This is a genomic window from Streptomyces sp. NBC_01283 (assembly GCF_041435335.1).
Classification (GTDB): domain Bacteria; phylum Actinomycetota; class Actinomycetes; order Streptomycetales; family Streptomycetaceae; genus Streptomyces.
In genome coordinates, this window is record NZ_CP108430.1 from 4,655,790 (window position 1) to 4,682,285 (window position 26,496).

At 68.0% G+C, this 26,496-nt stretch carries 22 protein-coding genes; 7 read left to right on the forward strand and 15 right to left on the reverse strand.

Going from position 1 to position 26,496, the window contains the following annotated elements; translation table 11 throughout:
• Nucleotides 1-49 precede the first annotated feature (49 nt).
• The 7 genes from trxA to OG302_RS21235 form a co-directional block, all read right to left on the reverse strand.
• Nucleotides 50-382: a thioredoxin gene (gene trxA, locus OG302_RS21205; protein WP_371528210.1), complete on the reverse strand. Its 333-nt coding sequence runs from the start codon at nucleotides 380-382 to the stop codon at nucleotides 50-52.
• Between the two features lie 43 nt (nucleotides 383-425).
• Nucleotides 426-1,385: a thioredoxin-disulfide reductase gene (gene trxB, locus OG302_RS21210; protein ID WP_371528211.1), complete on the reverse strand. Its 960-nt coding sequence runs from the start codon at nucleotides 1,383-1,385 to the stop codon at nucleotides 426-428.
• A 182-nt stretch (nucleotides 1,386-1,567) separates the two neighbouring features.
• On the reverse strand, nucleotides 1,568-2,557 hold the full coding sequence (locus OG302_RS21215) for an anti-sigma factor (RefSeq protein WP_371528212.1): 990 nt from the start codon (nucleotides 2,555-2,557) through the stop codon (nucleotides 1,568-1,570).
• Nucleotides 2,554-3,261, reverse strand: a complete 708-nt coding sequence (sigM, locus tag OG302_RS21220) for an RNA polymerase sigma factor SigM (RefSeq protein ID WP_371750183.1) — start codon at nucleotides 3,259-3,261, stop codon at nucleotides 2,554-2,556. Before sigM ends, OG302_RS21215 begins: the two co-directional genes overlap by 4 nt.
• 56 nt (nucleotides 3,262-3,317) lie before the next feature.
• Nucleotides 3,318-5,027 (reverse strand): protein kinase family protein, encoded by a 1,710-nt coding sequence (locus OG302_RS21225; protein WP_371528213.1) that lies wholly within the window; start codon nucleotides 5,025-5,027, stop codon nucleotides 3,318-3,320.
• Between the two features lie 118 nt (nucleotides 5,028-5,145).
• Nucleotides 5,146-7,428, reverse strand: coding sequence for a murein biosynthesis integral membrane protein MurJ (gene murJ, locus OG302_RS21230; protein ID WP_371528214.1), 2,283 nt, complete (start codon nucleotides 7,426-7,428; stop codon nucleotides 5,146-5,148).
• A gap of 47 nt (nucleotides 7,429-7,475) precedes the next feature.
• Entirely contained in the window at nucleotides 7,476-9,830 is a 2,355-nt protein-coding gene (locus OG302_RS21235; RefSeq protein WP_371750184.1) for a DUF6049 family protein, read from the reverse strand.
• Nucleotides 9,831-10,022: 192 nt separating this feature from the next.
• Between OG302_RS21235 and OG302_RS21240 the strand changes: the two genes are divergently transcribed.
• A complete protein-coding gene (locus tag OG302_RS21240) occupies nucleotides 10,023-11,465 on the forward strand; it encodes a CCA tRNA nucleotidyltransferase (RefSeq protein ID WP_371528215.1) in 1,443 nt (480 codons plus the stop codon).
• Nucleotides 11,466-11,573: 108 nt separating this feature from the next.
• Here OG302_RS21240 and OG302_RS21245 read toward each other — a convergent pair whose 3' ends face one another.
• The 4 genes from OG302_RS21245 to OG302_RS21260 all read right to left on the reverse strand — a co-directional run bounded on the left by OG302_RS21245 (nucleotide 11,574) and on the right by OG302_RS21260 (nucleotide 15,331).
• Complete coding sequence (locus OG302_RS21245; protein WP_371528216.1) at nucleotides 11,574-12,053, reverse strand: hypothetical protein; 480 nt, start codon at nucleotides 12,051-12,053, stop codon at nucleotides 11,574-11,576.
• Nucleotides 12,054-12,167: 114 nt separating this feature from the next.
• Nucleotides 12,168-13,424 (reverse strand): MFS transporter, encoded by a 1,257-nt coding sequence (locus OG302_RS21250; RefSeq protein ID WP_371528217.1) that lies wholly within the window; start codon nucleotides 13,422-13,424, stop codon nucleotides 12,168-12,170.
• Nucleotides 13,425-13,502: 78 nt separating this feature from the next.
• Nucleotides 13,503-14,585: an inositol-3-phosphate synthase gene (locus tag OG302_RS21255; protein WP_371528218.1), complete on the reverse strand. Its 1,083-nt coding sequence runs from the start codon at nucleotides 14,583-14,585 to the stop codon at nucleotides 13,503-13,505.
• A 59-nt stretch (nucleotides 14,586-14,644) separates the two neighbouring features.
• Nucleotides 14,645-15,331, reverse strand: a complete 687-nt coding sequence (locus tag OG302_RS21260; protein WP_371528219.1) for a PadR family transcriptional regulator — start codon at nucleotides 15,329-15,331, stop codon at nucleotides 14,645-14,647.
• A 373-nt stretch (nucleotides 15,332-15,704) separates the two neighbouring features.
• Here OG302_RS21260 and OG302_RS21265 point away from each other — a divergent pair, with 373 nt between their 5' ends.
• Entirely contained in the window at nucleotides 15,705-18,455 is a 2,751-nt protein-coding gene (locus tag OG302_RS21265) for a transglycosylase domain-containing protein (RefSeq protein WP_371528220.1), read from the forward strand.
• A gap of 134 nt (nucleotides 18,456-18,589) precedes the next feature.
• Complete coding sequence (locus OG302_RS21270) at nucleotides 18,590-20,137, forward strand: glycosyltransferase family 87 protein (protein ID WP_371528221.1); 1,548 nt, start codon at nucleotides 18,590-18,592, stop codon at nucleotides 20,135-20,137.
• Between the two features lie 110 nt (nucleotides 20,138-20,247).
• Here the strand turns inward: OG302_RS21270 and OG302_RS21275 are convergent, their stop codons facing one another.
• The 3 genes from OG302_RS21275 to OG302_RS21285 all read right to left on the reverse strand — a co-directional run bounded on the left by OG302_RS21275 (nucleotide 20,248) and on the right by OG302_RS21285 (nucleotide 22,949).
• Nucleotides 20,248-21,279 (reverse strand): alanine racemase, encoded by a 1,032-nt coding sequence (locus OG302_RS21275; protein WP_190082970.1) that lies wholly within the window; start codon nucleotides 21,277-21,279, stop codon nucleotides 20,248-20,250.
• Between the two features lie 90 nt (nucleotides 21,280-21,369).
• Nucleotides 21,370-22,491, reverse strand: coding sequence for a lipid II:glycine glycyltransferase FemX (locus OG302_RS21280; RefSeq protein WP_371528222.1), 1,122 nt, complete (start codon nucleotides 22,489-22,491; stop codon nucleotides 21,370-21,372).
• A gap of 146 nt (nucleotides 22,492-22,637) precedes the next feature.
• The gene (locus OG302_RS21285; protein WP_371528223.1) at nucleotides 22,638-22,949 is read right to left on the reverse strand and encodes a hypothetical protein; all 312 of its coding nucleotides are present in this window, start codon (nucleotides 22,947-22,949) and stop codon (nucleotides 22,638-22,640) included.
• Nucleotides 22,950-23,225: 276 nt separating this feature from the next.
• Between OG302_RS21285 and rpsF the strand changes: the two genes are divergently transcribed.
• The 4 genes from rpsF to rplI all read left to right on the forward strand — a co-directional run bounded on the left by rpsF (nucleotide 23,226) and on the right by rplI (nucleotide 24,963).
• A complete protein-coding gene (gene rpsF, locus OG302_RS21290) occupies nucleotides 23,226-23,516 on the forward strand; it encodes a 30S ribosomal protein S6 (RefSeq protein WP_006604399.1) in 291 nt (96 codons plus the stop codon).
• Between the two features lie 80 nt (nucleotides 23,517-23,596).
• A complete protein-coding gene (locus tag OG302_RS21295) occupies nucleotides 23,597-24,205 on the forward strand; it encodes a single-stranded DNA-binding protein (RefSeq protein ID WP_371528224.1) in 609 nt (202 codons plus the stop codon).
• Between the two features lie 56 nt (nucleotides 24,206-24,261).
• Nucleotides 24,262-24,498, forward strand: a complete 237-nt coding sequence (rpsR, locus tag OG302_RS21300) for a 30S ribosomal protein S18 (protein ID WP_003949403.1) — start codon at nucleotides 24,262-24,264, stop codon at nucleotides 24,496-24,498.
• Between the two features lie 18 nt (nucleotides 24,499-24,516).
• Entirely contained in the window at nucleotides 24,517-24,963 is a 447-nt protein-coding gene (gene rplI / locus OG302_RS21305) for a 50S ribosomal protein L9 (protein ID WP_361828901.1), read from the forward strand.
• A 129-nt stretch (nucleotides 24,964-25,092) separates the two neighbouring features.
• On the opposite strand, the gene OG302_RS21310 is transcribed toward rplI, so the two are convergent.
• On the reverse strand, nucleotides 25,093-26,430 hold the full coding sequence (locus OG302_RS21310; protein ID WP_371528225.1) for an MATE family efflux transporter: 1,338 nt from the start codon (nucleotides 26,428-26,430) through the stop codon (nucleotides 25,093-25,095).
• Nucleotides 26,431-26,496: the final 66 nt, after the last annotated feature.

The following is a 26,496-nucleotide window of genomic DNA, read 5'->3' on the forward strand; positions in this document are numbered from 1 at the left end:
CATTCGTGTTTCACGTGAAACAACGCGTCGCTTGGTGCGGCGCCGCTCGTTAGTCGGCGATGAACTCCGCCAGGTCGCGCTCAAGAGCAGCCTTCGGCTTGGCGCCGACGATCGTCTTGGCCACCTCGCCGCCCTGGTACACGTTCAGGGTCGGGATGGACATGACGCCGTACTTGGCGGCGATGCCCGGGTTCTCGTCGATGTTGAGCTTGACGATCTCGATCTTTTCGCCGTGCTCGGCCGCGATCGCCTCGAGGGACGGCGCGATCTGGCGGCACGGTCCGCACCAGGCGGCCCAGAAGTCCACCAGGACGGGCTTGTCGTTCTTCAGGACGTCTTCCTCGAAGGAGGCGTCGGTCACGTTCTTCAGAGTGCCGGCCACGGCGGGCTCCTTAACTCGGTGGTGCGGTGGGGAGGATGGGATGTCAGACGGTGGCTGCGGCCGTCGCGTTGTCCACGAGGGCAGCGAGGAACCGCTCGGAGTCGAGGGCGGCGGAGCAGCCGGTGCCGGCCGCCGTGATCGCCTGGCGGTACGTGTGGTCGACGACGTCACCGGCAGCGAAGACACCGGGCACGTTCGTCCGGGTCGAGGGAGCGTCGACCTTCAGGTAGCCCTCGTCGTCCAGGGTGAGCTGGCCCTTGAAGAGCTCCGTGCGCGGGTCGTGGCCGATCGCGATGAACAGGCCGGTCACGGGCAGCTCGGAGGTCTCGCCCGTCTTCAGGTTGCGCAGCGTCAGACCGGAGAGCTTCTGCTCGCCCTTGATCTCGGCGACCTCGCTGTCCCAGATGAAGCTGATCTTCGGGTCGGCCAGCGCGCGCTCCTGCATCGCCTTGGAGGCACGCAGGCTGTCACGGCGGTGCACGATCGTCACGGACTTGGCGAAGCGCGAGAGGAAGGTCGCCTCTTCCATCGCGGTGTCGCCGCCGCCGATCACGGCGATGTCCTGGTCCTTGAAGAAGAAGCCGTCACAGGTCGCGCACCAGGAGACGCCGCGGCCGGAGAGCGCGTCCTCGTTCGGGAGGCCGAGCTTGCGGTGCTGGGAGCCCGTCGTCACGATCACGGACTTCGCGCGGTGCACGGTGCCTGCGGTGTCCGTCACGGTCTTGATCTCGCCGGTGAGGTCGACGGAGACCACATCGTCCGGCACCAGCTCGGCGCCGAAGCGCTCGGCCTGGGCGCGCATGTTGTCCATGAGGTCGGGGCCCATGACGCCGTCCTGGAAGCCCGGGAAGTTCTCCACCTCGGTGGTGTTCATCAGCGCACCGCCTGCGGTGACGGCGCCCTCGAACACCAGGGGCTTCAGCGACGCTCGCGCGGTGTAGAGCGCCGCCGTGTAGCCGGCGGGCCCGGAGCCGATGATGATCACGTTACGGACGTCGGTCACGGCTTGATTCCTCGTCTCTGGAGACTGCTGCGTAGTGCTGGTGGGTGCCTGTCTCAGGTCTCTCACCCCACCCAACGGATCCTACGGGGCATGCATTCCCGACGTGTCCGAGCGCACGGAAGCATGTCAGGGACGCCAGGATGCCACGCTGAGCCGAGTCTCCCGCCGCAGCTGTGGAAGGGTCAGGGCCGCGCGTAGGAGTTGGTCAGCAGTACCTTGCCCGCGGCGTTGGCCGACGAGGCCTTGTCCACGCACGTCGCGTCGATGACGAACGCCGCGACCTTCGTGGTGTCGGAGTCATGGGACGCCACGACGAGGTAGGCGTCCTTCCCCTTGTAGGTGCCCTCTTCGGCTGCGATCGGTGACCTGTCGCCGATGCCGAGCTGGATGCACTTCGGGACGGTGACCGTGGACTCGCGCATCTTCTGGTCCTTGGGGGACTCCGGGCTGGACCGCACGTCGAAGGACGGCTTGGTGCTCCCGGACTCAGGTCCCGTGGTGGGGGCCTTGGCGAGCAGGTCCGTCACCTGGCCCTTGAGGTTGCCCTCGGAGAAGGCATGCGCGGAGTCGGTGTGGCCCGAAGCCGTGTCCTTCGTACCGCCCGAGTCGCTGCCCACGTTCTGTATCAACAAGGAACCCAGACCGATGGCGGCCGCCGTGAACACGGCACCGAGTACTACGTTCCGCCGACGGCCGCCCCGGAACCGGCTGCGGCGACCAGGGCCCGTGGAAGCGCGGGGGTGGCCCGCGGGCCGGTCCGAGGGCGCGCTGGAGGCAGGGGAGGGAGAAGACTCAGAGGGGTTGGCGAGCGTGGAGGGTTCAGCGGAGACGCGCGATGTTTCACGTGAAACACGTACGGCGGCCGCGGGCTCGAGCAGCGGATCCGGATCGATGGACTCGACGGAACCGGGTGCGATGGAGTCGAGGAGCGCTTCCGCGGCCAGCGCCGCGTCGATGCGTCCGGCGACATCGGCCGGCATCCGTGGCGGACCCGGCAGCGTACCGAGCAGGCCGCGGATCTCCTCCAGGGAGTCATAGACGTCGGCACAGAGCGCGCAGCCATCCAGATGCCGCCGCACATCGACGGTTCGGGACGGGGTGAGCAGCCCCTCCGTGAGGTCGGAGATCTCAGCGACTTCCGGGTGCTCGGCCGAGTCGGTCGTGGTTGTCACGCTCGCCCACCTCCGCCCTTCACAGCAGCTGAATCGCTTGGTCCCGCATCCCGTGGTCCCGCTGCAGGTGGGACGGATGTCCCCTGCGTCCGGTTCCTTCCCGGGCCCGACTTCTTGCCTTCTCTGTCGCCGCCGTCTCCGCTCTGTGTACGGGGCTCCGTACGCAGGTGGGTGAGCAGCGGCAGCAGTCTGGCTCTGCCGCGTGCGCAGCGGCTCTTCACGGTGCCGGTGGGCACCTCGAGCACGAGGGCCGCCTCGGCCACGGGATAGCCCTGCATGTCCACGAGGACGAGAGCGGCGCGCTGGTCGTGCGGCAGGGTGCCCAGTGCCTCGGCGACCTCGCGGCGGAGGTCGCCGCGCTCGACGGGAGCCGACGCCGACTCGTGCGGCTCGAGGAGCTGCTCCAGCCGTTCGGTGTCGTCGATGGGAGAGGTCTTCCGGGACTTCGCCTTGCGTGCCCGGTCGAGGCAGGCGTTCACGGTGATCCGGTGCAGCCAGGTCGTGACGGCCGACTGCCCGCGGAAGGTGTGCGCGGCGCGGTAGGCCGAGACCAGGGCGTCCTGGACGGCGTCAGCGGCTTCCTCACGGTCGCCCAGCGTGCGCAGGGCCACGGCCCACAGGCGATCGCGATGACGCCGGACGAGCTCACCGAAGGCGTCCTTGTCCCCTGCCACGTGGCGGGCCAGGAGGTCCTGGTCGGTCATCTCGCCGTGCGTGGTGTCGTCCACCGTCGAACCCCCTCCCCCGGTGAGCCTCGGCCTCAGCCTGCGAACTTCACATCCGTGATGGCCTGCTTGTACCCCGCGCCGCTGTACTCGTCACGCGGAGACTTCGGAACGTCGGTGAGCCAGACCAGCACGTACCGCGTCGCGACCGGCTTCTTCGCCTTGATCTTCGCGCTCTGGCCCGTGGTCGTCACGGTCCCGATCTTCTTCATCGAGCTCGGAGGCGTCGACGAGGACATCGAGTCCGCGGCGTACAACTCGACCGTCGTGTGGTCGCCGCCGTAGCGGAGCCCGAGTGACACGGCCGACACGTCGTGCTTCTTGCCGAGGTCGTAGACGATGCCGACACCGGGCTTGTACGGGGCCAGCTTCGGGCCCCCTATGAAGCTGTTGCTCCGCCAGTACGTCGAGTCGTCGCCGTCGTACGTCTTGGAGACGCCCGGAAGATCCTGCGCCTCGCCCTCGAGGACGTACTCCTCGGCGCCCGTGATCTTGATCGGCTCCAGGGACTTCGGCTTGTTCTTGTCGCCGTCCTCGGAGGTGTCCGCGCTACCGGGGTCGTCCGCGTTCCCCCGTTCCATCAGTGCGTCCGCGAGCTGCCAGCTGCCGAGCCCCAGGGCCGCGATGAGCAGTGCGGACACGGCCCACTTGAGGGCCTTGCCCGTACGGCTCTGCAGCGGGGGCGGCGGGGTCGGGACCGGCTGCGTGGCACCGGGGCGGGGCGCGGTGCGGCCGTAGGTGCCCTGCTGGTACGTCGTGCGCTGGTACTCGGGGGGCGCGGTGAACGCGGGTTCCGGCGGGCGGATGCGCGGCATCTCACCGATCGCCTTCACCAGCTCCTCCGGCGTCGTGCACGGCGGCTCCTGGCGGGAGGCCGTCGCACCCTCGTTCACGAGCGCGCGCATGGCGAGCTCGGAGAGGCCCCTGTGCACGCCTGCGCGCACCTGGTCGGGGGCGATCAGGCCGACGCCCTTGGGCAGCCCGGAGAGGCCGTACGCGTCGTCCTCGTACGGCCAGCGCTGGGTCAGCGAGGCGTACAGAAGCGCGCCGATCGCTTCGGTGTCCGTGCGCTGCGGGGTGTCGGAACTGATGCCGCGGAGCGCCGCGTTCACGGCGAGGCCGCGGATGCGGTACTGACCGGAGGATGTCCGGAGTACCGCGCTCGGGGTCAGCCGCAGGTGCGCGAGCCCCTCACGGTGGGCGGCAGCCATGGCCTGCGCGACCTGGCTGACGAGCTGATACGCGTCGTGCGCCTCAAGAGGGCCTGCGGCGAGCAGCGCCGTCAGTTCCGTGGCGTCGGGCAGCCACTCGTGCACCACGTAGACAAGGTCGTTCTCCTCGACGGCGTCCAGGACGTGGACGAAGCGGGGGTCGCCGAGCAGCGCCGACGAGCGGGCCGCGGCGAGTACCGATCGTGCCCGCGGATGGTCGGCGGGCAGCAGATGCACGCCGACTGCTCGGCGCAGCTTCTCGTCCACCGCACGCCAACTGCTGAAACCGTCCAGACGGGTGACGCACTCTTCGAGTCGGTAGCGTCTGGCGAGCTTGTGACCGCTGTGCAGCTCGGGAGGTGATGCCGCCCCCGTGCCCGTGGGCTCATCGGTCTCCGCTGCGCCTTCTTCTGCCGTTTCCCGCTCCCGGGTCTGGGCCACCCCGTCGGCCGTGGCCTCGTCCGCCTTCGCGGTCAGCGGCTCATCGCCGCTGTTGTCTGCCACGTCGACGGCAGCCGTGCTCCGTTCCGCCACCGTCGTTCCTGCCTCCCCATCCATCGCGCTTTGTCAGACGCCAAAGCCAATTGTGCCCACAGTCCGGCGCTATGCACGACACGCGGTGGCCGGTGATGGTTGTGCGAACCCCTCTATCTCACCGTCCGAGACGGCCGCGCACCATACCGACCATCGAATTGAGCTCTGCAATCCGCATTTTTCGGGCGGCGACGAAGAAGACGCCACCGAGAATGATTCCACCGACCACCAGAGCGATCAGAGAACCGCCTGCGCCGTCGCCCAGAGCCTTGAGGATTCCGTAGCCGGCGGCGCCGCCGAGGATCGCCGCCGGGATGCACGCCATGGAGAGCCGGGCGTAGGTACGAAGGACGTGGGTGCCGTCCAGATCGCCGCCGAGGCGGTTGCGCAGCCTGCGCCAGGCGACACCGACGCCGACCGCGTAGGCGAGGCCGTACGAGGCGGCCATGCCGATGACGGCCCACTGGGCGGGCAGGAGGACGTAGGCGATGGCGCTGGCCGCCGCGTTGACGGCCGCCACGATGACCGTGTTGTAGAAGGGTGTCCGGGTGTCCTCGTAGGCGTAGAAGCCGCGCAGGACGACGTACTGCACCGAGTACGGGATCAGCCCCAGGCCGAACGCCATCAGGACGAAGCCCATGGACTGGGCGGCCTGGCTGCCGCTGGAGGCGAAGAGCAGGGTGCACATCGGGACGCCGAGTGCGACGAACGCGAAGGCGACCGGGACGATCGCCACCGCGGAGGTGCGCAGCCCCTGCGAGATGTCGTCACGGACCGCGCCCGGGTCGTTGTCGTGGGCCGCCCGCGAGATGCGCGGCAGCATGGCCGCCATGACGGAGACGGTGATGATGGCCTGCGGCATGCCCCAGATCAGCTGGGCGTTGGAGTAGGCCATGATGCCGGTGCCGTCCTTGCCGGAGGCTTTGCCCGCGGCGGTGGCCAGCTGGGTGACGACGAGCACGCCGGCCTGGTTGGCGAGGACGAAGAGAACCGTCCACTTGGCGAGCTTGACCGCCTTGCCGAGACCGTGGCCCTTCCAGTCGAAGCGCGGCCGGAACCGGAAGCCCGTCTCCCGCAGGTACGGGATCATCGCCAGGGCCTGGACGACGAGACCGAGCAGGGTGCCGATGCCCAGGAGGCGGACGCCGTCCGCGGGGATCGACTCGACCCGCATGCCCGAGTCACCGGACGTTCCGTAGACCCAGATGAACAGACCGAACGTGAAGATCATGACGATGTTGTTGAGGACCGGGGTCCACATCATCGCGCCGAACTTCCCGCGGGCGTTGAGGATCTGCCCCATCACCACGTGCACGCCCATGAAGAAGATGGTGGGCAGGCAGTAGCGGGCGAAGGTGACCGCGACGTTGTTGGCCGGCGGGTTGTTCGCGATGGGGGTCGACATCAGCTTGATCAGCAGCGGCGCCGCGAAGACGGCCAGTGCGACGATGAGGCCGAGCGCGACCATGACGAGGGTCAGCAGACGGTTGGCGTAGGCCTCGCCGCCGTCCTTGTCGTCCTTCATGGCGCGCACGAGCTGCGGCACGAAAACCGAGTTGAGGCCGCCGCCGACGGTCAGGATGTAGATCATCGTCGGCAGTGTGTACGCGACGGTCCAGGCGTCACCGAGTGTCGCGGCGCCGAGGGCCGCGGTGATCACCATGGTGCGTACGAAGCCGGTGAGGCGGGAGACCATCGTGCCCGCGGCCATCACCGCGCTCGACTTCAGCACGCTCGCCGCGCGTCCGCCGCCGCCCGACTTCGGGGCCGGTGCGGTGGCCGGGGGAGCTGCCGGGGCCGGGACCATCGGCGGCTCGGGAGGCTGGTGGCCGCCCTGCTGCTGGTAGTCGTTGCCCTGGGGATAGCCGTTGCCCTGCGGGTAGCCATTGCCTTGGGGATAGCCGTCCTGCTGGTATCCCTGCTGGTAGCCGCCGGGCTGTTCGCGGTAGCCGCCCGGCTGCTGGTCCCGGAAGAGGTGAGCGAAGGCATCCGGCTCGTGGCGCTCCTCGCCGGAGTGGGTGACCAGGTCGTCGACGCCCACGAACTGCGTCGTACGGGCGTCGTCGCCGTACGGGAGGTGCCGGGTCGGGCCTTCGGGTTCGGGGGCCGGGGTCTGCGCCCATACGCGGGGGTCCGGGGCGTGCTGGGGGGAGGGCGGCTGGGCGTAGAGCGGCTGTGTGTCCTGGTAGTAGCCGGGCGGGGGCGGCGGGTGCGCGGCGCGGTCGTACAGCGCCTCGGTCACCGGGTCCTGGGCGGCGAGGTCCTGTGCCCGGTAGGGGTCCTGGTCGTAGGCATCCTGGAGGTACACGTCCGGAGCGGGCTGGGGTGGCACCTGCCCGTCCTCAGGGGGACCGGAACCGCCCGCGCCCTGGCCACGGTCACCGTCGTACGGCGCGTTCATGGATTACCCCACCTCATCGTCCCCGGGCCCACCGGCCACGACATCGCTCAACGGTCCACTCTCTCACCCGTGTCCGACGGGTCGGTGCTTTCCGGAGCGGTGTCCGGTGTCGGGTCACTCGGCTGCTCGGGGTCGTCCTCCCCCGGCTCCGTGCCGGACTCGCCGTCGGGTCCGTCCTCCGGGCCCTCCTCGGCCTGCTGCCGGGCGGCCCGCTTGCGCTGGGTGTACATCCGGAATCCGGCGAGCACGAGGAGCAGCACGCCGCCGGCGATGACCAGCATCACCGTGAGGGTGATCTCGGTGACGTTCACGTCGAACTGGACCGCCTCGCCGTACGGCTGGCCGTCCTCCGTGTAGAGCTGGGCGTAGACCGGGACCGGACCGTTGGCATTGGCCGTAGTGGTGAACTTCACCGACTGGGCGTGCCCGCCCGAAACCTTGACCTGCTGTTCCGAGTAGGCCTTGCCGCCGATCTTCAGACGTGTGGGGTTCTCCGATGTCAGCCGCAGAACCATGTGGTCGACGCCCTGGACCAGGTTGTTCTGCACCGTCACGGGGATCGTCGCGCTGCGCCCCGAGAGCTTCGCGTCGGACTTCTTGATCAGCGCCACTTGTTCGACGAGCGTGGTCAGGTAGTGCTCGACGCCCTGGCGGAACGTCGCCGCCTCGGCGGGCCTGCCCCGCCAGGACGTCGACATCTCACGGTCTATGGCCCGCCCGAAGGGCGTGATGACGCGGTCGGGCTCGCTGAGGATCGTCTGGAAGCGCTTGAGCTTGTTCTGGGTGTTCTGAATCGATTTGAAGGCCGCCTTCGGCAGCTCCTGCTTGCGCAGCGACGCGGGGTAGGACCTGGCCGACGGCACCTGGGTCGTGGCCCTCGGGTCCGGCTTGGCCTTCGCCGCCGCGGACAGGTCCTGCGGCTGCGACCAGCGCTCGTCGGAGAGGGCGGTCAGCGCCTTCGCCATCGCCTGGGCCTGGCTGGCGGACGGCATGCGCTGCGGGGCGACGACGATGCTGCGCTGCTTGTCCGGATCCTGCAGCGTGACCATCAGGCTCTGGGCGAGGAACTCCTGCACGGCGAGCGTGGAGCTCTCGGCCCCCGTCATGTCGCCCTGGAAGGCGGTCGAGAGCCGTGCGTCGGCCACCACGGCCGTCGTGCCGCCGCCGATGGGCCGGGCGGCATTGGGCGTGTACGGCAGCGAGCTCCCGTCACGCAGGCTGTCGCTCCTGGCGATCACCGAGTGGGCGCCCGCCGAGGTGGAGACATCGACGATCGACGGGTCGAGGGCACCGTTCACCGGCCACGCGAAGTCCGACTGCGGCTTGACGTGGAGGATGGACTCCACGGCCAGCGCTCCCGCGTCGGTGGCGTCCTTGAGCTGGCTCAGGGAACCGGTGAAGGTACTGCCGTTGTGGGCGAGGGAGGCCAGGTCGGGATCGGCGAAGGGCAGTGCCACGACCTTCTTGTCCTTCTCGGCCTTCACGGTCTGCTCGAGCTTGTTGAGCCAGTCCTTGGCGACCGCCTGGTTCTTGCCCGCCGTAGTGCTCTTGCCGTCGGCGGTCTGTACCCGGTAGCTCCGCGTCATGTGATCGACCGAGGCCAGCAGGTCGGGGTCGATGACCCAGGTGACATCGAGCTGGCGGCCCAGGGACAGCATCTGCTCCAGGCGACCACCCGGGGCGAGCTCCTTGCCCAGGTCGTCGTCCGTGAAGACGGGCGTCTGCTGCTCGTCCGAGCCGGTCTCCGCCGTGAGGTGCGAGGTGGAGATGAGCGGCCACAGGTAGGCCGTCTTGGTCTTCGTGCCGGTGGCGCCCGACTGCCAGGGCAGGAAGGTGCGCTCGAAGCCGAGCACCTGGGACCACGGCTGGGCGGCGGTCCGGCCCGTGAGCGAGACGCCCAGCTGGTAGACGCCGTCGGCGCCGAGGTCCAGGGCCTTGACCGGGACGGAGATGCTGAAGTCCTGGCGGATGCCGGGGGCGAGCTTGGCGAACTTCTTGACGTACTTGCCGCCGACCTCCGTGCCGTCGGCTCCCGGCCGGTAGTCGGTGCGCTTGGCGGCGGAGTCGATCTGGCTCCGGCCGTTGAGGACAGGGCCCAGGCGCAGCCCGACCTGGGCCCCTGTCACCGGCTGCTTGCCCTCGTTGGTGACGGTGCCGGAGACGGTGAGCGTGTCTCCGTCCGTCGGGGCGGTCGGTGTGAGTTTGTTGAGCGAGACGTCGACGGTGTTCGAACCGGTGGCGTCTGCCGGCGCGCTCGGCGCCGCGGCGTGCGCTGTCGGCTCGGCCGACAGCTGCAGCATGCCGGCCAGCAAGGGGGCTCCAGCCAGCAACGCTGCCGTACGCCGCAGCCACCGGCGGGCAGGTGAGGGACTGGTCCCCGGGAAGTCTGCCGCCTCGGCCACGCGTTGCCCGTCCTCGTTGTCGTCAGTGGTCGTCGGTTGTGCGTCCACGCATGGTAACGAGGTGCGCTGTGGCGAAGTGCCGCGGACTGCTCCACATGATCGGAAGACCTGGCCGGGGAGGGGCGCGCGGCCCCGGGGGCCCGCCGAAAACGGGGCGGCTGGGGGCGTCCGGGGCACGTACCCTTTTCTGTTGTGCCGAACGCCAATGAAGAAAATCCCAGCGCACTGAGCCAGGTGCAGCGCCGCGCGGTCAGCGAACTGCTGCGGGTGTCCCCTGTCGCGGACGACCTTGCCCGCCGTTTCCAGGAGGCCGGGTTCTCCCTCGCCCTGGTCGGTGGGTCGGTCAGAGACGCGCTCCTTGGCCGGCTCGGCAATGACCTGGACTTCACGACCGATGCCCGTCCCGAGGACGTACTGAAGATCGTCAGGCCGTGGGCGGACTCGGTGTGGGAGGTCGGGATCGCCTTCGGCACGGTCGGGAGCCAGAAGGACGGCTATCAGATCGAAGTCACGACATATCGGTCCGAGGCGTACGACAGGACCTCGCGCAAGCCCGAGGTGTCGTACGGCGACTCCATCGAGGAAGACCTCGTACGCCGTGACTTCACCGTCAACGCGATGGCTGTCGCTCTCCCGGAGAAGGAGTTCGTCGACCCGCACGGAGGGCTCGAGGACCTCGCGGAGCGCGTCCTGCGTACCCCTGGCGCCCCGGAGGACTCCTTCTCCGACGACCCGCTGCGGATGATGCGGGCCGCGCGGTTCGCCGCGCAGCTGGACTTCGAGGTGGCTCCGGAGGTCGTCGCCGCGATGAAGTCGATGGCCGAGCGCATCGACATCGTCTCCGCGGAGCGTGTCCGTGACGAACTGAACAAGCTGATCCTCTCGCCGCACCCGGCGAAGGGACTGGCTCTACTTGTCGACACAGGCATCGCCGACCGGGTGCTGCCCGAGCTTCCGGCGCTGCGTCTGGAACGTGACGAGCACCACCGCCACAAGGACGTCTACGACCACACGCTGATCGTTCTTGAGCAGGCGATGGCGCTGGAGGAGGACGGCCCTGACCTGACGCTGCGGCTCGCGGCGCTCCTTCACGACATCGGGAAGCCGCGGACGCGCCGCTTCGAGGACGACGGCCGGGTCTCCTTCCACCACCACGAGGTGGTGGGCGCCAAGATGACCAAGAAGCGCATGGTGGAGCTCAAGTACTCGAACGAGCTCGTGAAGGACGTCTCGCGCCTGGTGGAGCTGCACCTGCGCTTCCACGGCTACGGGACGGGCGAGTGGACGGACTCGGCCGTACGCCGCTACGTGCGCGACGCGGGCCCGCTCCTCAGTCGGTTGCACAAGCTGACCCGGTCCGACTGCACGACGCGCAACAAGCGCAAGGCGAATGCGCTGTCGCGTGCGTATGACGGTCTTGAGGAGCGCATCGAGCGGCTTCAGGAGCAGGAGGAGCTGGACTCGATCCGCCCCGACCTGGACGGGAACGAGATCATGGAGATCCTGGACGTGCGGCCGGGCCCGGTGATCGGCCAGGCCTACAAGTTCCTGCTCGAGCTGCGGTTGGAGAACGGGCCGATGGAGCGGGACGCGGCGATCGCGGCGCTCAAGGAGTGGTGGGCCGCGCAGGAGTGAGCTGAGGCGCCGAGCGATGTTTCACGTGAAACATCGCTCGGCGCCGGACAGGCGAAGACATGCGAAGGGGCACTGTTTCACGTGAAACAGTGCCCCTTCGCGTACGTCTTACTTGGCGCTCTTCAGGCAGAGCACCACGTCGTGGCTGCCACCGGTCTGGTAGTAGGAGACCTCGGTCCCCTTGACCGTTTCGCACTTGCTGACGCTGCTCGTGCCGTCGAACTTCTCGATGACCTTGAACTCGGCGTCGCTCGAAGAGCAGTCGGTGTTCTTCAGGTCCGGCTGCGACTGCGAGCCCTTGTTGTGCAGGCAGTCGCCGACAGCGGTGGTCTCAGCGTCGCTCTTGCCCAGCTGCCACTTGACGACAGCTATGACGATGCCGATGACGATGACGGCACCGATGCGCAGGACCAGCTTGCTGACCTTCCGTCCGCCACTCGGAGCGGCCGGAGGAGGAATCGGCGCTCCCTGGTTGTACGGCGGGTAGGGCTGCTGCGGAACGCCGGGCTGGCCGGGCTGTCCCGGCTGGCCGGGGTACGGCTGCGTGCCCTGGCCGTACGGATTCTGGCCCTGGGGCGGAGTAGTCACTTTGGGGGTCCCCCTCGAACGGAAGCGCGATGGCGCGGATACGACGTCCGTAAGTTATAGGGAGGCAGTGACATCCCTGAAGCCCAGAGGTGCTCTGTGTCACTGATGTAACACTTACTGCGCGTCAAACTTGGCCATAGCGGCAGCAATCGCCGCGTAGATAACGGCCACCGTGACCACCAGTGGCACCGATCGGCCGTCGGGCGGCAGCATCAGCGCCGCTACTCCCGCCGCACCGACGAAAGCGACGTTGAACAAGACGTCGTAGACCGAGAAGATCCGGCCACGGAAGCGGTCGTCCACCGCCGACTGCACCACCGTGTCCGTAGCGATCTTCGCTCCCTGCGTCGTCAGACCCAGCAGGAACGCGGCGACGAGCAGCGGGGCAGGGGTGAAGGGGAGAGCGAGCGCCGGTTCCAGGACCGCGGCGGCGCCCGCGCAGACGACGATCCAGCCGCCGGCCGTCAGCTGGCTCACCGCCCAGGGCGTCACCACGGCCGCAGCGAAGAAGCCCGCTCCCGAGACCCCCACGGCCAGCCCGAGCAGGGCGAGCCCGTCGGACTCCGACGACGACCAGGCATACCGGCAGAGCATCAGGACCATGACTGACAGGGCGCCGTAGCAGAACCGCATGAGCGTCATCGCCAGTAGCGCGCGGGCGGCGGGGCGGCGCTGTGACAGGTGCCGCACCCCGGCCATCAGGTCCCGGGCCGTACCGGAGAGCGCCGCGACGAGGCGCGGCTGCACCACCTCCGGGTCCGGTCCGAGGAGCTCACGCGCCATCCGCAGCGAGGCGAGCGCCGCGCAGAGGTACAGGGTGGCCCCGAGCAGCACGACCACCGCATCCGAGTCGGAACCCACCAGGCGCACGGCGAACGCGAGCCCGCCGCCCACGGTGGCGGCCAGCGTCCCCGCGGTCGGCGAGAGGGAGTTGGCCATCACCAGGCGCTCGGCATCGACCACGCGCGGCAGCGCCGCGGAGAGACCGGCGAGGACGAAGCGGTTGACGGCCGTGACGCAGAGCGCGGAGGCGTAGAAGAGCCAGTCCGGCACGCCGCCCAGGATCAGCAGCGCGGTCACCGAGGCAAGAGAGGCCCGCAGCAGATTGCCGTACAGAAAAACCTGACGGCGTGGCCAGCGGTCGAGGAGGACGCCGGCGAAGGGGCCGATCAGGGAGTACGGCAGGAGCAGCACCGCCATCGCGGAGGCGATCGCGCCCGCGGAGGCCTGCTTCTCCGGTGAGAAGACGACATACGTGGCGAGGGCCACCTGATAGACGCCGTCCGCGCCCTGGGAGATCAGCCGCACGGCGAGCAGGCGCCGGAAATCCCGCAGGCGCAGCAGTACGCGCAGGTCACCGACGACAGCCATGATCCCCAGCCTCACATACGAGGAGGGTCCCCGGGCGGAATACCCGGGGACCCTCAACAGCTGTTCAAGGGACGAGCTTTAGCGCTCGACCTCGCCCTTGATGAACTTCTCGACGTTGTCGTACGCCTCGTCGTCGAAGTACTGCACCGGCGGGGACTTCATGAAGTACGAGGACGCGGAGAGGATCGGGCCGCCGATGCCACGGTCCTTGGCGATCTTCGCGGCGCGCAGGGCGTCGATGATGACACCGGCCGAGTTCGGGGAGTCCCACACCTCGAGCTTGTACTCCAGGTTCAGCGGGACGTCGCCGAAGGCGCGGCCCTCAAGGCGGACGTACGCCCACTTGCGGTCGTCGAGCCACGCGACGTAGTCCGACGGGCCGATGTGGACGTTGTCCTCGCCCAGCTCGCGGTCGCGGATCTGCGAGGTGACGGCCTGCGTCTTCGAGATCTTCTTCGACTCGAGGCGGTCCCGCTCGAGCATGTTCTTGAAGTCCATGTTGCCGCCGACGTTGAGCTGCATCGTGCGCTCAAGGCGGACACCGCGGTCCTCGAACAGCTTCGCCATCACGCGGTGCGTGATGGTGGCGCCGACCTGCGACTTGATGTCGTCGCCGACGATCGGGACGCCTGCCTCGGTGAACTTGTCGGCCCACTCCTTGGTGCCGGCGATGAAGACCGGGAGGGCGTTGACGAACGCGACCTTGGCGTCGATGGCGCACTGCGCGTAGAACTTCGCGGCGACCTCGGAACCCACGGGCAGGTAGCAGACGAGGACGTCGACCTGCTTGTCCTTGAGGACCTGGACGACGTCGACGGGGGCCTCGGCGGACTCCTCGATCGTCTCGCGGTAGTACTTGCCCAGACCGTCGTGTGTGTGGCCGCGCTGGACGGTGACGCCCTTGTTCGGGACGTCGCAGATCTTGATGGTGTTGTTCTCGCTGGCGCCGATGGCGTCGGAGAGGTCGAGCCCGACCTTCTTGGCGTCCACGTCGAAGGCGGCGACGAACTCGACATCGCCGACGTGGTACCCGCCGAACTGGACGTGCATCAGGCCCGGGACCTTGGCGTCCGGGTCTGCGTCCTTGTAGTACTCGACGCCCTGGACCAGCGAGGCGGCGCAGTTGCCCACGCCGACGATGGCTACGCGAACCGAACCCATTCCGGTTGCTCCCTGTGTGATCTGTGTATTCCGGATGAGACCCTGCGGACCGCGGGGCCTCACTTGGCGGTGTCATCGGACGGATCCGGCGGCGGGTTGTCGTCCCGCCGCCGGGGCAGGCCGCCCGACTCCCCAGATGTGCTGTCGTGCTGAGCGGAGCCGTCCGGGGCGGGCCGTTGCTGGCCCCGCCCCGCGCGCTCGCTCTCGATGAGCTCGTTCAGCCAGCGCACTTCGCGCTCCACGGACTCCATTCCGTGCCGCTGCAGCTCAAGCGTGTAATCGTCCAGGCGCTCCCGGGTACGGGCCAGGGAGGCGCGCATCTTCTCCAGACGCTCCTCGAGGCGGCTGCGACGCCCCTCGAGCACCCGCATGCGTACGTCCCGCGAGGTCTGCCCGAAGAAGGCGAAGCGGGCGGCGAAGTGTTCGTCCTCGTACGCGTCGGGGCCGGTCTGTGAGAGCAGCTCCTCGAAGTGCTCCTTACCTTCCGCCGTCAGCCGATAGACGATCTTGGCGCGGCGCCCGGAGAGGGGAGCCGCGAGGGCCTCCTCGGGGGTGCCGCCCGATTCCTCGATCAACCAGCCGTTGGCTACCAGCGTCTTGAGGCACGGGTAGAGCGTCCCGTAGCTGAAGGCGCGGAACACTCCGAGCGAAGTATTGAGTCGTTTCCGCAGCTCATAGCCGTGCATCGGGGACTCGCGCAGCAGGCCGAGCACGGCGAACTCGAGGATGCCGGAGCGTCTGCTCATCTTCGCCTCCCGTCTGCCAGCGTCTGTCGACACGGTCTTTATGCCGAGCTGATGTATCGACTCGATACATCGAGACGATAGAACGGCCCGACTGTTGAGACAAGAGGGGAAACGGTGAACGGCGTCACATCACCGATTCGTAGGAAGTAACTTGCCTGATTTGGGGTGAACTTCGGTCCTAAGAGGGTTTTGACGGTGCGTAGTCTGTGCGCCATGCAGACCGCCGGGAACCAAGTGACGCGTGAGGGCGTCGTTGACCCTGGTGTAGTGCGGGTGAGCGCGGGGATGGGCGCATCCGTACTTCGGGGGGACCGGAAACCAGCCGCCGTTTCCAGGCGCGGATACCTGCGCCTGCCCGAGGAGTAATCGTTCGATGAGCGAGCACCGTCGCAAACCGCCGCAGCCGCAGGGCGGCGGACGCGCCGCGGCCAGACGCGGCGTCCAAGGCCCGTCGTCGGGTCGCCGCGCGGCACCGCGTGGAGCCACTGGATCGCCCAGTTCCTCAACCGGCTCGCATGGAGCGGGGGCCCCTGATGACGGGGACCGTTCTTACGGCGGCCGTGCGGAAGCCCGGCGTGCCGCGCAGCGGAGTGGCGCTGCCGGCGCGGGCGGAGGCCGCCGCAGAGCGGCCGACGGGGCCGGAGCCGGGCGCGGAGGCGCCGGGGGCGGCGGCCGACGTGGCGGCGGCGGCCCGAACGGGCCCGGCCGCGGCCGGGGCCGCGGCGGCCATGAGCCCCGCAAGAAGCGGTTCATCGACTACCCGCGTGCGAACAAGGACGGCCTGCGCCGCTGGGTTCCGTCCTGGCGCCTCGTCACCGGCCTGTTCGTCGGCTTCCTCGGCAGCCTGATGGCGGTCACGGGGATCGCGTACGCCTTGGTCGAGGTGCCGAAGGTCGACGAAGCGGCCAAGGCGCAGAACAACGTCTATTACTGGGCCAACGGCAAGCAGATGGTCGCCACCGGCGGTGAGACGAACCGCCAGATCATCGACTTCGACAAGATCCCCAAGGAGATGCGGACCGCCGTCATCTCGGCCGAGAACAAGACGTTCGAGGACGACAAGGGCGTCGACCCCATGGGCATCACGCGTGCCTTGGTCAACATGGCCAAGGGCGGGGAGACCCAGGGTGGCTCGACCATCACGCAGCAGTACGTGAAGAACGCGCGCCTGGGCGACCAGTCGCAGACGTTCACGCGTAAGTTCAAAGAGCTCTTCATCTCCATAAAGGTCGGCCGGACCGAGTCCAAAGAGAAGATCATGGCGGGGTATCTCAACACCGCCTACTACGGCCGCGGGGCCTACGGCATCCAGGCCGCCGCCCGTGCCTACTTCGGCAAGGACGCCGCCGACCTGAACCCCAGCCAGTGCGCGCTCCTGGCGACGGTCCTCAAGGGCGCCACGTACTACGACCCGGCGGGTTACCCCGAGGTCGACCCTGCCGCCTCGCCGCAGGCCAACCGCGCGCGTGCCACCAAGCGCTGGAATTGGATCCTCGACGAAGAGGTCAAGGACGGGCACCTGACCGCCGAGGTCCGGAACAAGTACCGGAAGTTCCCGAAGCTGGAGAACCCCCGCTCCAACGCTCAGCTGGGTGGGCAGGTGGGTTATCTGGTCGACCTGGCCAAGGCGTATGTGATCAACAACAGCGATGGCCAGATCACGGCCAACGACCTCCAGCGGGGCGGCTACGAGATCCACACGACCTTCGACAAGTCGAAGGTCAACAAGCTCGAGAAGTCCGTGGAGAAGGTCCGCAAGGCGAAGATCAAGCCCAATCTGCGCCCGGACAAGGACAAGCACGTTCAATTCGGTGGTGCGTCCGTGAATCCCAAGGACGGGGCGATCGAGGCCATCTACGGCGGTGAGGACGCGACCAAGCACTTCACCAACAACGCCGACCAGACCGGTGCGCAGGTTGGCTCGACGTTCAAGCCCTTCGTGTTGGCGGCGGCTTTCAAGGACGGAACGCGCGACAAGAACGGGCCGCCGGACCAGGGCGAGGACCGGCGCACGATCGTCAACCCCAAGAGCCTCTACAGCGGCAAGAACGAGCTCAAGATCCAGAACTACGACGGAAGTATCTGGACGGACAAGGAAGGCAAGGAGTGGCTCCAGACCAACGACGGTGATCAGGACTACAACCCGCCGACCTATCAGATCGATCTGCGTGAAGCGATGCGGGAGTCGGTCAACTCGGCCTATGTGCAGCTCGGTATGGACGTCGGTCTGGACAAGGTGAAGGAGGCGGCCATCGCCTCCGGCCTCAAGGAGAACAGTCTGGCCAGCGCCAACTACCCGTCCTTCTCCCTCGGTACGTCCTCTCCGAGCGCGATCCGCATGGCCGGTGCTTACTCCACCTTCGCGTCCAGCGGTAAGCAGAACGATCCGTACTCGGTGAAGGAAGTCGAGTACAAGGGCAACACCGTCATGCAGCACAAGTCGCAGACCAAGCGGGCCTTCGACAAGGAGGTGGCCGACAACGTCACCGACGTGCTCAGGACCGTCGTCGAGAAGGGCACGGGCACCTCGGCCCAGCTGAGCGGCCGCCAGGTGGCCGGCAAGACCGGTACGACCGACGGCAACAAGTCCGCCTGGTTCGTGGGATACACCCCGCAGCTGTCGACCGCGATCAGCATGTACCGCCTCGACGACAACGAAGGAAACAAGAAGCGCGAGTTCCTGGAGATGTTCGGCACGGGCGGCGAGAAGAAGATCCACGGTGCCTCGTTCCCGGCGCAGATCTGGAGGGACTACATGGAGCAGGCCCTGAAGGGCGCGCCCGTGGAGACGTTCCCGGTGCCGAAGCCAATCGGTTCGGTCGTCGGTGAGACCCCGCCGCCCACCCCGAGCCCGACTCCGTCCAAGACCGAGGAGCCGGAGAAGTCTCCTTCGCCGAGCCCCTCGGACACCGGGCCCTCACCGAGTCCGTCGGATACCCCTGATCCCGGTGAGTCCTGTGCCGACTGGGACTGGCAGTGCAACAACAACGGCGGCCAGGCGGACGGTGGCGCCACCGATGGAAGCACCGGCGGGGAGTCGCCACCGGCCACGGAGGAACCGACGGGCGGCGGAGGAAATAACGGCAACGGCAACGGCGGGATCTTCGGAGGCCCGTCAGGCTGACCGAGCTCCCCGTGAGTGCGTTTCACGTGAAACGCACTGTTTCACGTGAAACATGCGCCGCCGAGCGCTGACGAGGGCCGCCACACCGCACCGGTGTGGCGGCCCTCGCCGCGTTCTCAGGTGCGTACGGCAGGATGTGCGGCATGCCCAGTGCAGAGACGACGCGCACGAGCGTGCACAAGACCACTAGTGCGCAGCAGCCCGAGCCCGTACGGCCGACCAAGGAGGATGAGGTCGCCGCGGCCGGCAGCGAGCTGATCGGTGGACCCATCGGCCGCAGAGTGCTGTACGCGGCGACATGGTGGACTCCCGTACGCGTCATCGCGCTCGTGGCCATCGGGATGTTCGCGCTCGGCATGGTGCAGAAGATGCCGTGTTACGACGGCGCCTGGTTCCAGGGCGCGAGCTCGCAGTACACGCACGCCTGCTACTCCGACATCCCGCACCTCTACCAGGGGCGTGGCTTCGCCGATGGGCTCGTGCCCTACTTCGACAAGCTGCCCGGCGACATGGAGTACCTCGAATACCCGGTGCTGACCGGTGTGTTCATGGAGGTGGCCTCCTGGCTGACACCTGGCAGCGGCAGCATCCAGCACCAGGAGAAGTTCTACTGGATGGTCAATGCCGGGATGCTGATGGCCTGTACGGCGGTCATCGCCGTCTGCGTCGCCCGCACCCACAGGCGCCGCCCTTGGGACGGCCTGATGGTCGCCCTGGCGCCCGCATTCGCGTTGACGGCCACCATCAACTGGGACCTCTTCGCCGTCGCTCTCACGGCCGCCGCGATGCTGATGTGGGCGCGCGGGGGGAAGTTCGCCGCCGGTGTCCTGCTGGGTCTGGCGACTGCCGCGAAGCTCTATCCGGCGCTGCTCCTGGGCCCGCTGCTCATCCTGTGCTGGCGGGCGGGGCGCTGGCGGGCTTTCTGTGTGACGGCCGGGGCCGCGGTCGGTGCCTGGCTCGTGGTGAACCTGCCCGTGATGATCACGCACGACGCGACGGGCTTCCACATCCGCGAGGGCTGGGCGAAGTTCTACACCTTCAGCCAGGAGCGGGGCGTCGACTTCGGCTCGTTCTGGCTGGTCCTCTCGCAGCGCATGGACGACCCGCTGTCCACAGACACGGTCAACACCCTGGCGACGGCGCTGATGCTCCTTGCCTGCCTCGGTATCGGCGCACTGGGCCTGACCGCGCCGCGCCGCCCGCGCTTCGCGCAGCTCGCCTTCCTGGTGGTCGCCGCGTTCATCCTCACCAACAAGGTCTACTCGCCGCAGTACGTACTGTGGCTGATCCCCCTCGCCGCGCTGGCCCGGCCGCGCTGGCGTGACTTCTTGATCTGGCAGGCGTGCGAGGTCGCGTACTTCCTGGGGATCTGGCTGTACCTCGCGTACACGACAAGCGGAGAAGCCCACAAGGGACTGCCGACCGAGGGGTATCAACTCGCCATCGTGGTCCACCTGCTGGGGACGCTGTACCTGTGCGCCGTGGTCGTACGCGACATCCTGATGCCGGAGAGGGACCCGGTACGGCGGTCCGGTGACGATGACCCCTCAGGGGGCGTCCTGGACGGCGCGGAGGACGTTTTCGTCCTCGGTCAGGCGGCTCATCCGCCGCGGCATGCGGTGCACGCGACAGAGAGGCCTCAGGTGCGGTGGGGCTCGACCTCTACCGACGTTTCACCCTGAGCGAACAGGCCTGGCCACAGGGGCGGCAAGGAACGGCTGAAGGGCCGGGAGCGACAAGCGTCGCTCCCGGCCCTTCAATCTGTGGCCGTGCCCGAGTCGGTCCCGCTCGATCAGCGGTCGACGATGCGGTCGAACTGCGTGGTGGTGTGCCGCAGGTGGGCCACCAGCTCCTCGCCCACCTTCGGCTCGGGTGCGTCCGAGGGCACGAAGAGGATGGAGACCTGCATGTGCGGCGGCTCCGCGAACCAGCGCTGCTTGCCGCCCCAGACGAACGGCGAGAGGTTGCGGTTGACGGTCGCGAGGCCCGCGCGGGCCACGCCCTTCGCCCGCGGCACCATGCCGTGCAGTGCCTTCGGGGCCTCCAGGCCGACGCCGTGCGAGGTGCCGCCCGCGACGACGACCAGCCAGCCGTCGGATGCGACCTTCTGCTGGCGGTAGCCGAAGCGGTCGCCCTTGGCCACCTGCGTGACGTCCAGGACGGCGCCGCGGTACTCGGTGGCCTCGTGGTCACCCAGCCACAGATGCGTGCCGATGCGGGCGCGGAAGCGCGTCTGCGGGAACTGCTGCTGCAGGCGGGCGAGTTCGTTCGCCTTGAGGTGGCTGACGAACATCGTGTGCAGTGGAAGACGGGCGGCACGCAGCCGGTCCATCCAGCCGATGACCTCCTCGACGGCATCCGAGCCGTCGGTGCGGTCCAGCGGCAGGTGGATCGCGAAGCCCTCGAGCCGTACGTCCTCGATGGCCGCGTGCAGCTGTGAGAGCTCCTGCTCGCTCACGCCGTGCCGCTTCATCGAGGACATGACCTCGATGACGACGCGGGCGCCCACGAGGCCGTGTACGCCGTCCAGGGACGATACGGAGCGGATGACGCGGTCGGGCAGCGGCACGGGCTCCTCGCCCCGCCGGAACGGGGTCAGGACCAGCAGATCACCGCTGAACCAGTCCTTGATCCGGGCGGCTTCGTACGTGGTGCCGACGGCGAGGACGTCGGAGCCGAAGCGGGTCGCTTCTTCCGCGAGGCGCTCGTGACCGAAGCCGTAGCCGTTGCCCTTGCAGACCGGGACGATTCCCGGAAACTGCTCCAGCACGTGCTTGTGGTGTGCCCGCCAGCGCGCGGTGTCGACATAGAGCGTGAGCGCCATGGCCGGATCCCGGAACCTTTCTAGTGGCTGCGGTGTATCAGAGGTATGAAGACTATTTGCGGTGGTGCGAATTGTGCCCGGGCAGCGCGGTCAGCGGCGCGACATGTAGATGTCGAGCGCCTTGTGGAGCAGCTTGTTGAGCGGGAAGTCCCACTCGCCGATGTACTCGACAGCCTCTCCACCCGTGCCCACCTTGAACTGAATCAGTCCGAAGAGGTGGTCCGTCTCGTCCAGAGAGTCGGAGATGCCCCGCAAGTCATAGACGGTGGCGCCGAGCGCGTAGGCGTCCCGGAGCATCCGCCACTGCATCGCGTTCGAGGGCCTGACCTCACGGCCGATGTTGTCCGAAGCGCCGTAGGAGTACCAGACATGCCCGCCGACGACGAGCATGGTCGCCGCGGACAGGTTCACGCCGTTGTGCCGCGCGAAGTACAGCCGCATGCGGTTGGGATCCTCGGAGTTGAGGGCCCGCCACATCTGCTGGAAGTAACCCAGCGGCCTCGGACGGAACTTGTCGCGGATCGCGGTGATCTCGTAAAGGCGCTGCCATTCGGCGAGGTCCTCGTAACCGCCCTGGACGACCTCGACGCCGGCCTTCTCGGCCTTCTTGATATTGCGTCGCCACAGCTGGTTGAAGCCCTTGAGGACTTCGTCCAGGGAGCGGTTGGCCAGCGGAACCTGGAAGACATAACGCGGCTGTACGTCACCGAAGCCGGCGCCGCCGTCCTCGCCCTGCTGCCAGCCCATCTTCCGCAGCCGGTCGGAGACCTCGAAGGCACGCGGCTCGATGTGCGAGGCCTCGACGTCCCGCAGTCGCTTCACGTCAGGGTTCTGGATGCCCGACTTGATCGCGGGAGCGCCCCAGCGCCGGATGACGACCGGCGGGCCCATCTTCACGGAGAAGGCGCCCTGCCGCTTCAGATGCGCGAGCATCGGCTGCAGCCAGTCGTCCAGGTTCGGTGCGTACCAATTGATGACCGGGCCCTCGGGAAGGTAAGCGAGGTAACGCTTCACCTTGGGCAGCTGTCGGTAGAGCACCAGGCCCGCACCGACGAGTTCGCCGGTCCGGTCGTCGAACCAGCCCAGGTTCTCCGAACGCCATTCACTCTTCACATCCGCCCATGCCGGGACCTGGCAATGACTCGCCGACGGCAGGCTCTGGATATACGCCAGATGCTGCTCGCGACTGATGGTCCTCAGGGTCAGACTCATTCGGGGCGCTCCTCGGGCTGGTGTGTCCCCATGGGTACAAGGGCTCCGGCTCTCGCGCCGAAGCCTACTGTGCCCCGAGAGCGCCCCGTCTGGGCGTACGGAACCTTGGCCCCCGGCCTATGCCCGCCGGGGGCGTCGAGGGGCGGCTACCAAAGCCCGCCGAAGAGTCCGCCATGGGCCATACCCAGGAAGAATCCGACCGCTGATGCACCGAGGCCGAGAATCAGGCCGAAGCGTTCGCGGGTCGTCTCGGAGATGAACTGTCCCCACGCACCCGTGGCGATCCCGGCCAGGCCGGCCCAGGAGCTGAGCAGGTGGAGGTTGTGGAACATCGCCGTGACGAAGGCGATCGCACCCAGGACTAGGGTCACGCCGAGGAGCGTGTCCTGCATGGGATGGGCCTTGCCGTCCGTGGCGAAGAGAGAACCAGCGGTGTTCGGTCGCAATACCTGTGCCATAAGGCACCTCCTGCGGAAGGCGGCGCATCGTAGCGCCATACACACCCGATGTGTACAGATTCTGCCCGTCGCCCGCCGGATTTCAACCGGAAGCCCAGGTGCGGGTAGTGTGTACCGTCTGCACCGGTGTCTGCCCAGGCCATGGCAGGGACTCCCGATCGGTTCAACGACCGGGAAGCCCGATTGTCAGTGGCTGCCGATACCGTTGCGTACGCATCACGACCCTCCTGCCACGGAACGACCGTGGCCGCTGAGTCCAAAGGAGGTGGGTTCCACATGCGTCACTACGAAGTGATGGTCATCCTCGACCCCGATCTCGAGGAGCGCGCTGTCTCCCCGTTGATCGAGAACTTCCTCTCCGTCGTCCGTGAGGGCAACGGAAAGGTCGAGAAGGTCGACACCTGGGGCCGTCGTCGTCTCTCGTACGAGATCAAGAAGAAGCCCGAGGGCATCTACTCGGTCATCGACCTGCAGGCCGAGCCTGCGGTCGTCAAGGAGCTCGACCGCCAGATGAACCTGAACGAGTCGGTCCTCCGGACCAAGGTCCTCCGTCCCGAGACCCACTGAGCTTCCTAGCTCAGCGGTACTCGGGATCCGAGTAGCAGCAGCAAAAGCAGCCAGCAGCAAACCCGCCGAGAGGTTCCCCCATGGCAGGCGAGACCGTCATCACGGTCGTCGGCAATCTTGTCGACGACCCCGAGCTGCGCTTCACCCCCTCCGGTGCGGCGGTCGCGAAGTTCCGTGTCGCGTCCACTCCCCGCACCTTCGACCGCCAGACCAATGAGTGGAAGGACGGCGAAAGCCTCTTCCTCACCTGCTCGGTCTGGCGTCAGGCGGCGGAGAACGTCGCGGAGTCGCTTCAGCGAGGCATGCGCGTCGTCGTGCAGGGCCGGTTGAAGCAGCGGTCCTACGAGGACCGTGAGGGCATCAAGCGCACGGTCTACGAGCTGGACGTCGAGGAAGTCGGCGCCAGCTTGAAGAACGCCACGGCCAAGGTCACCAAGACCACCGGTCGCGGTGGCCAGGGTGGCGGATTCGGCGGCGGTGGCGGCGGCCAGCAGGGCGGCGGCAACTGGGGCGGCGGCTCCGGTGGCGGTCAGCCTCAGGGTGGCGGCGGTGCTCCCGCCGACGACCCCTGGGCGACCGGTGCGCCGGCCGGCGGCGGCCAGCAGCAGGGCGGCGGCGGTGGCTGGGGCGGAAGCTCCGGTGGCTCCGGCGGCTCTGGCGGCGGCTACTCGGACGAGCCCCCCTTCTAGGCCTCAGGCCAAGGGTGGGCCGTTCCCACACTTCTTGATCAAACAGGAGAGAACACATGGCGAAGCCGCCTGTGCGCAAGCCTAAGAAGAAGGTCTGCGCATTCTGCAAGGACAAGGTCACGTACGTGGACTACAAGGACACGAACATGCTGCGGAAGTTCATTTCCGACCGCGGCAAGATCCGTGCCCGCCGCGTGACCGGCAACTGCACGCAGCACCAGCGTGACGTCGCCACGGCCGTGAAGAACAGCCGTGAGATGGCGCTGCTGCCCTACACGTCCACCGCGCGATAAGGGAAGGGTGACCGACAAATGAAGATCATCCTCACCCACGAGGTCTCCGGCCTCGGTGCCGCCGGCGAGGTCGTAGACGTCAAGGACGGCTACGCCCGCAACTACCTGATCCCGCGGAGCTTTGCGATCCGCTGGACCAAGGGTGGCGAGAAGGACGTCGAGCAGATCCGTCGTGCTCGCAAGATCCACGAGATCGCGACCATCGAGCAGGCCAACGAGGTCAAGGCCAAGCTCGAGGGCGTCAAGGTCCGTCTGGCCGTCCGCTCCGGCGACGCCGGTCGTCTCTTCGGTTCCGTCACCCCGGCTGACGTCGCTTCGGCGATCGAGGCCGCTGGTGGTCCGAAGATCGACAAGCGTCGTGTCGAGCTGGGCTCGCCGATCAAGACGCTGGGCGCCCACGCGACGTCCGTGCGTCTGCACCCCGAGGTTGCCGCTCAGGTCAACATCGAGGTCGTCTCCGCCTAAGCACTGCGCTTGGCAGGGCTGAAGCAACCGTTGGGCCGCACCCTCAGGGTGCGGCCCAACGTGTTTCACGGGCTGTTTCATGGACGCTGTTTCACGTGAAACAGCCGGGTGGCGATCAGCTCGTCAGGGTCAGCGGGTGGCGCCGGTGACGATCCAGTGGCCGGAGCGTGTGCGCAGCCAGAGGGTCACCATGCGGACCGCCATCATCAGGGCCATCGCTGCCCAGACGGCGGTCAGTCCGCCACCCAGGGTGGGCACGAGGAGCGCCACCGGAGCGAAGACCGCCAGTGTGACCAGCATCGCCCAGGCCAGATACGGGCCGTCTCCCGCTCCCATCAGGACGCCGTCGAGGACGTAGACGATGCCGCAGATCGGCTGCGAGATGGCCACCACCACAAGTGCGGGCAGGGCCGCGTCCTGGACGACGGAGTCGCTGGAGAAGAGCGGGATGAACAGCGGCCTGGCCAGGACGACCAGCACGCCGAGCACGACCCCCGAGGCGATGCCCCACTGCACCATGCGGCGGCAGACGTCGCGGGCGCCCTGGGGATCGTTCGCGCCCAGGTAGCGGCCGATGATCGCCTGGCCGGCGATGGCGATGGCGTCGAGGGCGAAGGCCAGCAGGCTCCACAGGGACAGGATGATCTGGTGGGCGGCCACATCGGCGTCGCCGAGGCGGGCCGCCACCGCGGTCGCGATCATCAGGATCGCCCGCAGCGAGAGCGTACGGACGAGAAGCGGGGCGCCCGCTTGGGCGCAGGCCCTGATGCCGGCGGCGTCGGGGCGCAGGGAGGCGCCGTGGCGCTTGGCTCCGCGGACGACGACGAAGAGGTACACGGCGGCCATCGCGCACTGGGCGATGACGGTGCCCCAGGCGGAACCGGCGATGCCCAGGCCGGCGCCGTAGACGAGGGCCACGTTCAGGACGCCGTTGGCGACGAAGCCGCCGATCGCCACGTACAGCGGGGTCTTCGTGTCCTGCAGTCCGCGCAGGACACCGGTGGAGGCGAGTACGACGAGCATGGCGGGGATGCCGAGCGAGGAGATGCGCAGATATGTGATCGCGTACGGGGCTGCGGTGTTCGATGCGCCGAAGAGCTCCACGATCGCGGGTGCGGCGGGCAGGACGACGGCGATGACGGCGGCACCGAGCAGGAGGGCCAGCCAGATGCCGTCCATGCCCTGACGGATGGCGGCCTGGAGATCTCCGGCGCCCACCCGGCGGGCGACGGCTGCCGTGGTCGCGTAGGCGAGGAAGACGAAGACGCTCACGGCGGTGGTGAGGAGCGCCGAGGCCACGCCGAGTCCGGCCAGTTGCGCGGTGCCGAGGTGGCCCACGATGGCGCTGTCGGCCATCACGAAGAGAGGCTCGGCGACAAGTGCGCCGAAGGCGGGAACGGCGAGGGCGATGATCTCTCGGTCATGCTGTCGCCGAGCGGCCTTGGTCGCCGCGGGAGCCTGTGTCATGCACACCAATCTAATCTTCCACAGGTAAGAGATGCAATGTATCTAAGACCCTTACTAGGTCTCGAG

Bases quoted from the DNA above. Each gene is read 5' to 3' on its own strand.
- sigM (WP_371750183.1), bottom strand. From the start codon at position 3,261: ATGACCGACCAGGACCTCCTGGCCCGCCACGTGGCAGGGGACAAGGAC.
- murJ (WP_371528214.1), bottom strand. From the start codon at position 7,428: ATGAACGCGCCGTACGACGGTGACCGTGGCCAGGGCGCGGGCGGTTCC.
- OG302_RS21250 (WP_371528217.1), bottom strand. From the start codon at position 13,424: ATGGCTGTCGTCGGTGACCTGCGCGTACTGCTGCGCCTGCGGGATTTC.
- OG302_RS21255 (WP_371528218.1), bottom strand. From the start codon at position 14,585: ATGGGTTCGGTTCGCGTAGCCATCGTCGGCGTGGGCAACTGCGCCGCC.
- OG302_RS21260 (WP_371528219.1), bottom strand. From the start codon at position 15,331: ATGAGCAGACGCTCCGGCATCCTCGAGTTCGCCGTGCTCGGCCTGCTG.
- OG302_RS21265 (WP_371528220.1), top strand. From the start codon at position 15,705: ATGAGCGAGCACCGTCGCAAACCGCCGCAGCCGCAGGGCGGCGGACGC.
- OG302_RS21270 (WP_371528221.1), top strand. From the start codon at position 18,590: ATGTGCGGCATGCCCAGTGCAGAGACGACGCGCACGAGCGTGCACAAG.
- OG302_RS21275 (WP_190082970.1), bottom strand. From the start codon at position 21,279: ATGGCGCTCACGCTCTATGTCGACACCGCGCGCTGGCGGGCACACCAC.
- OG302_RS21280 (WP_371528222.1), bottom strand. From the start codon at position 22,491: ATGAGTCTGACCCTGAGGACCATCAGTCGCGAGCAGCATCTGGCGTAT.
- OG302_RS21285 (WP_371528223.1), bottom strand. From the start codon at position 22,949: ATGGCACAGGTATTGCGACCGAACACCGCTGGTTCTCTCTTCGCCACG.
- rpsF (WP_006604399.1), top strand. From the start codon at position 23,226: ATGCGTCACTACGAAGTGATGGTCATCCTCGACCCCGATCTCGAGGAG.
- OG302_RS21295 (WP_371528224.1), top strand. From the start codon at position 23,597: ATGGCAGGCGAGACCGTCATCACGGTCGTCGGCAATCTTGTCGACGAC.
- rpsR (WP_003949403.1), top strand. From the start codon at position 24,262: ATGGCGAAGCCGCCTGTGCGCAAGCCTAAGAAGAAGGTCTGCGCATTC.
- rplI (WP_361828901.1), top strand. From the start codon at position 24,517: ATGAAGATCATCCTCACCCACGAGGTCTCCGGCCTCGGTGCCGCCGGC.
- OG302_RS21310 (WP_371528225.1), bottom strand. From the start codon at position 26,430: ATGACACAGGCTCCCGCGGCGACCAAGGCCGCTCGGCGACAGCATGAC.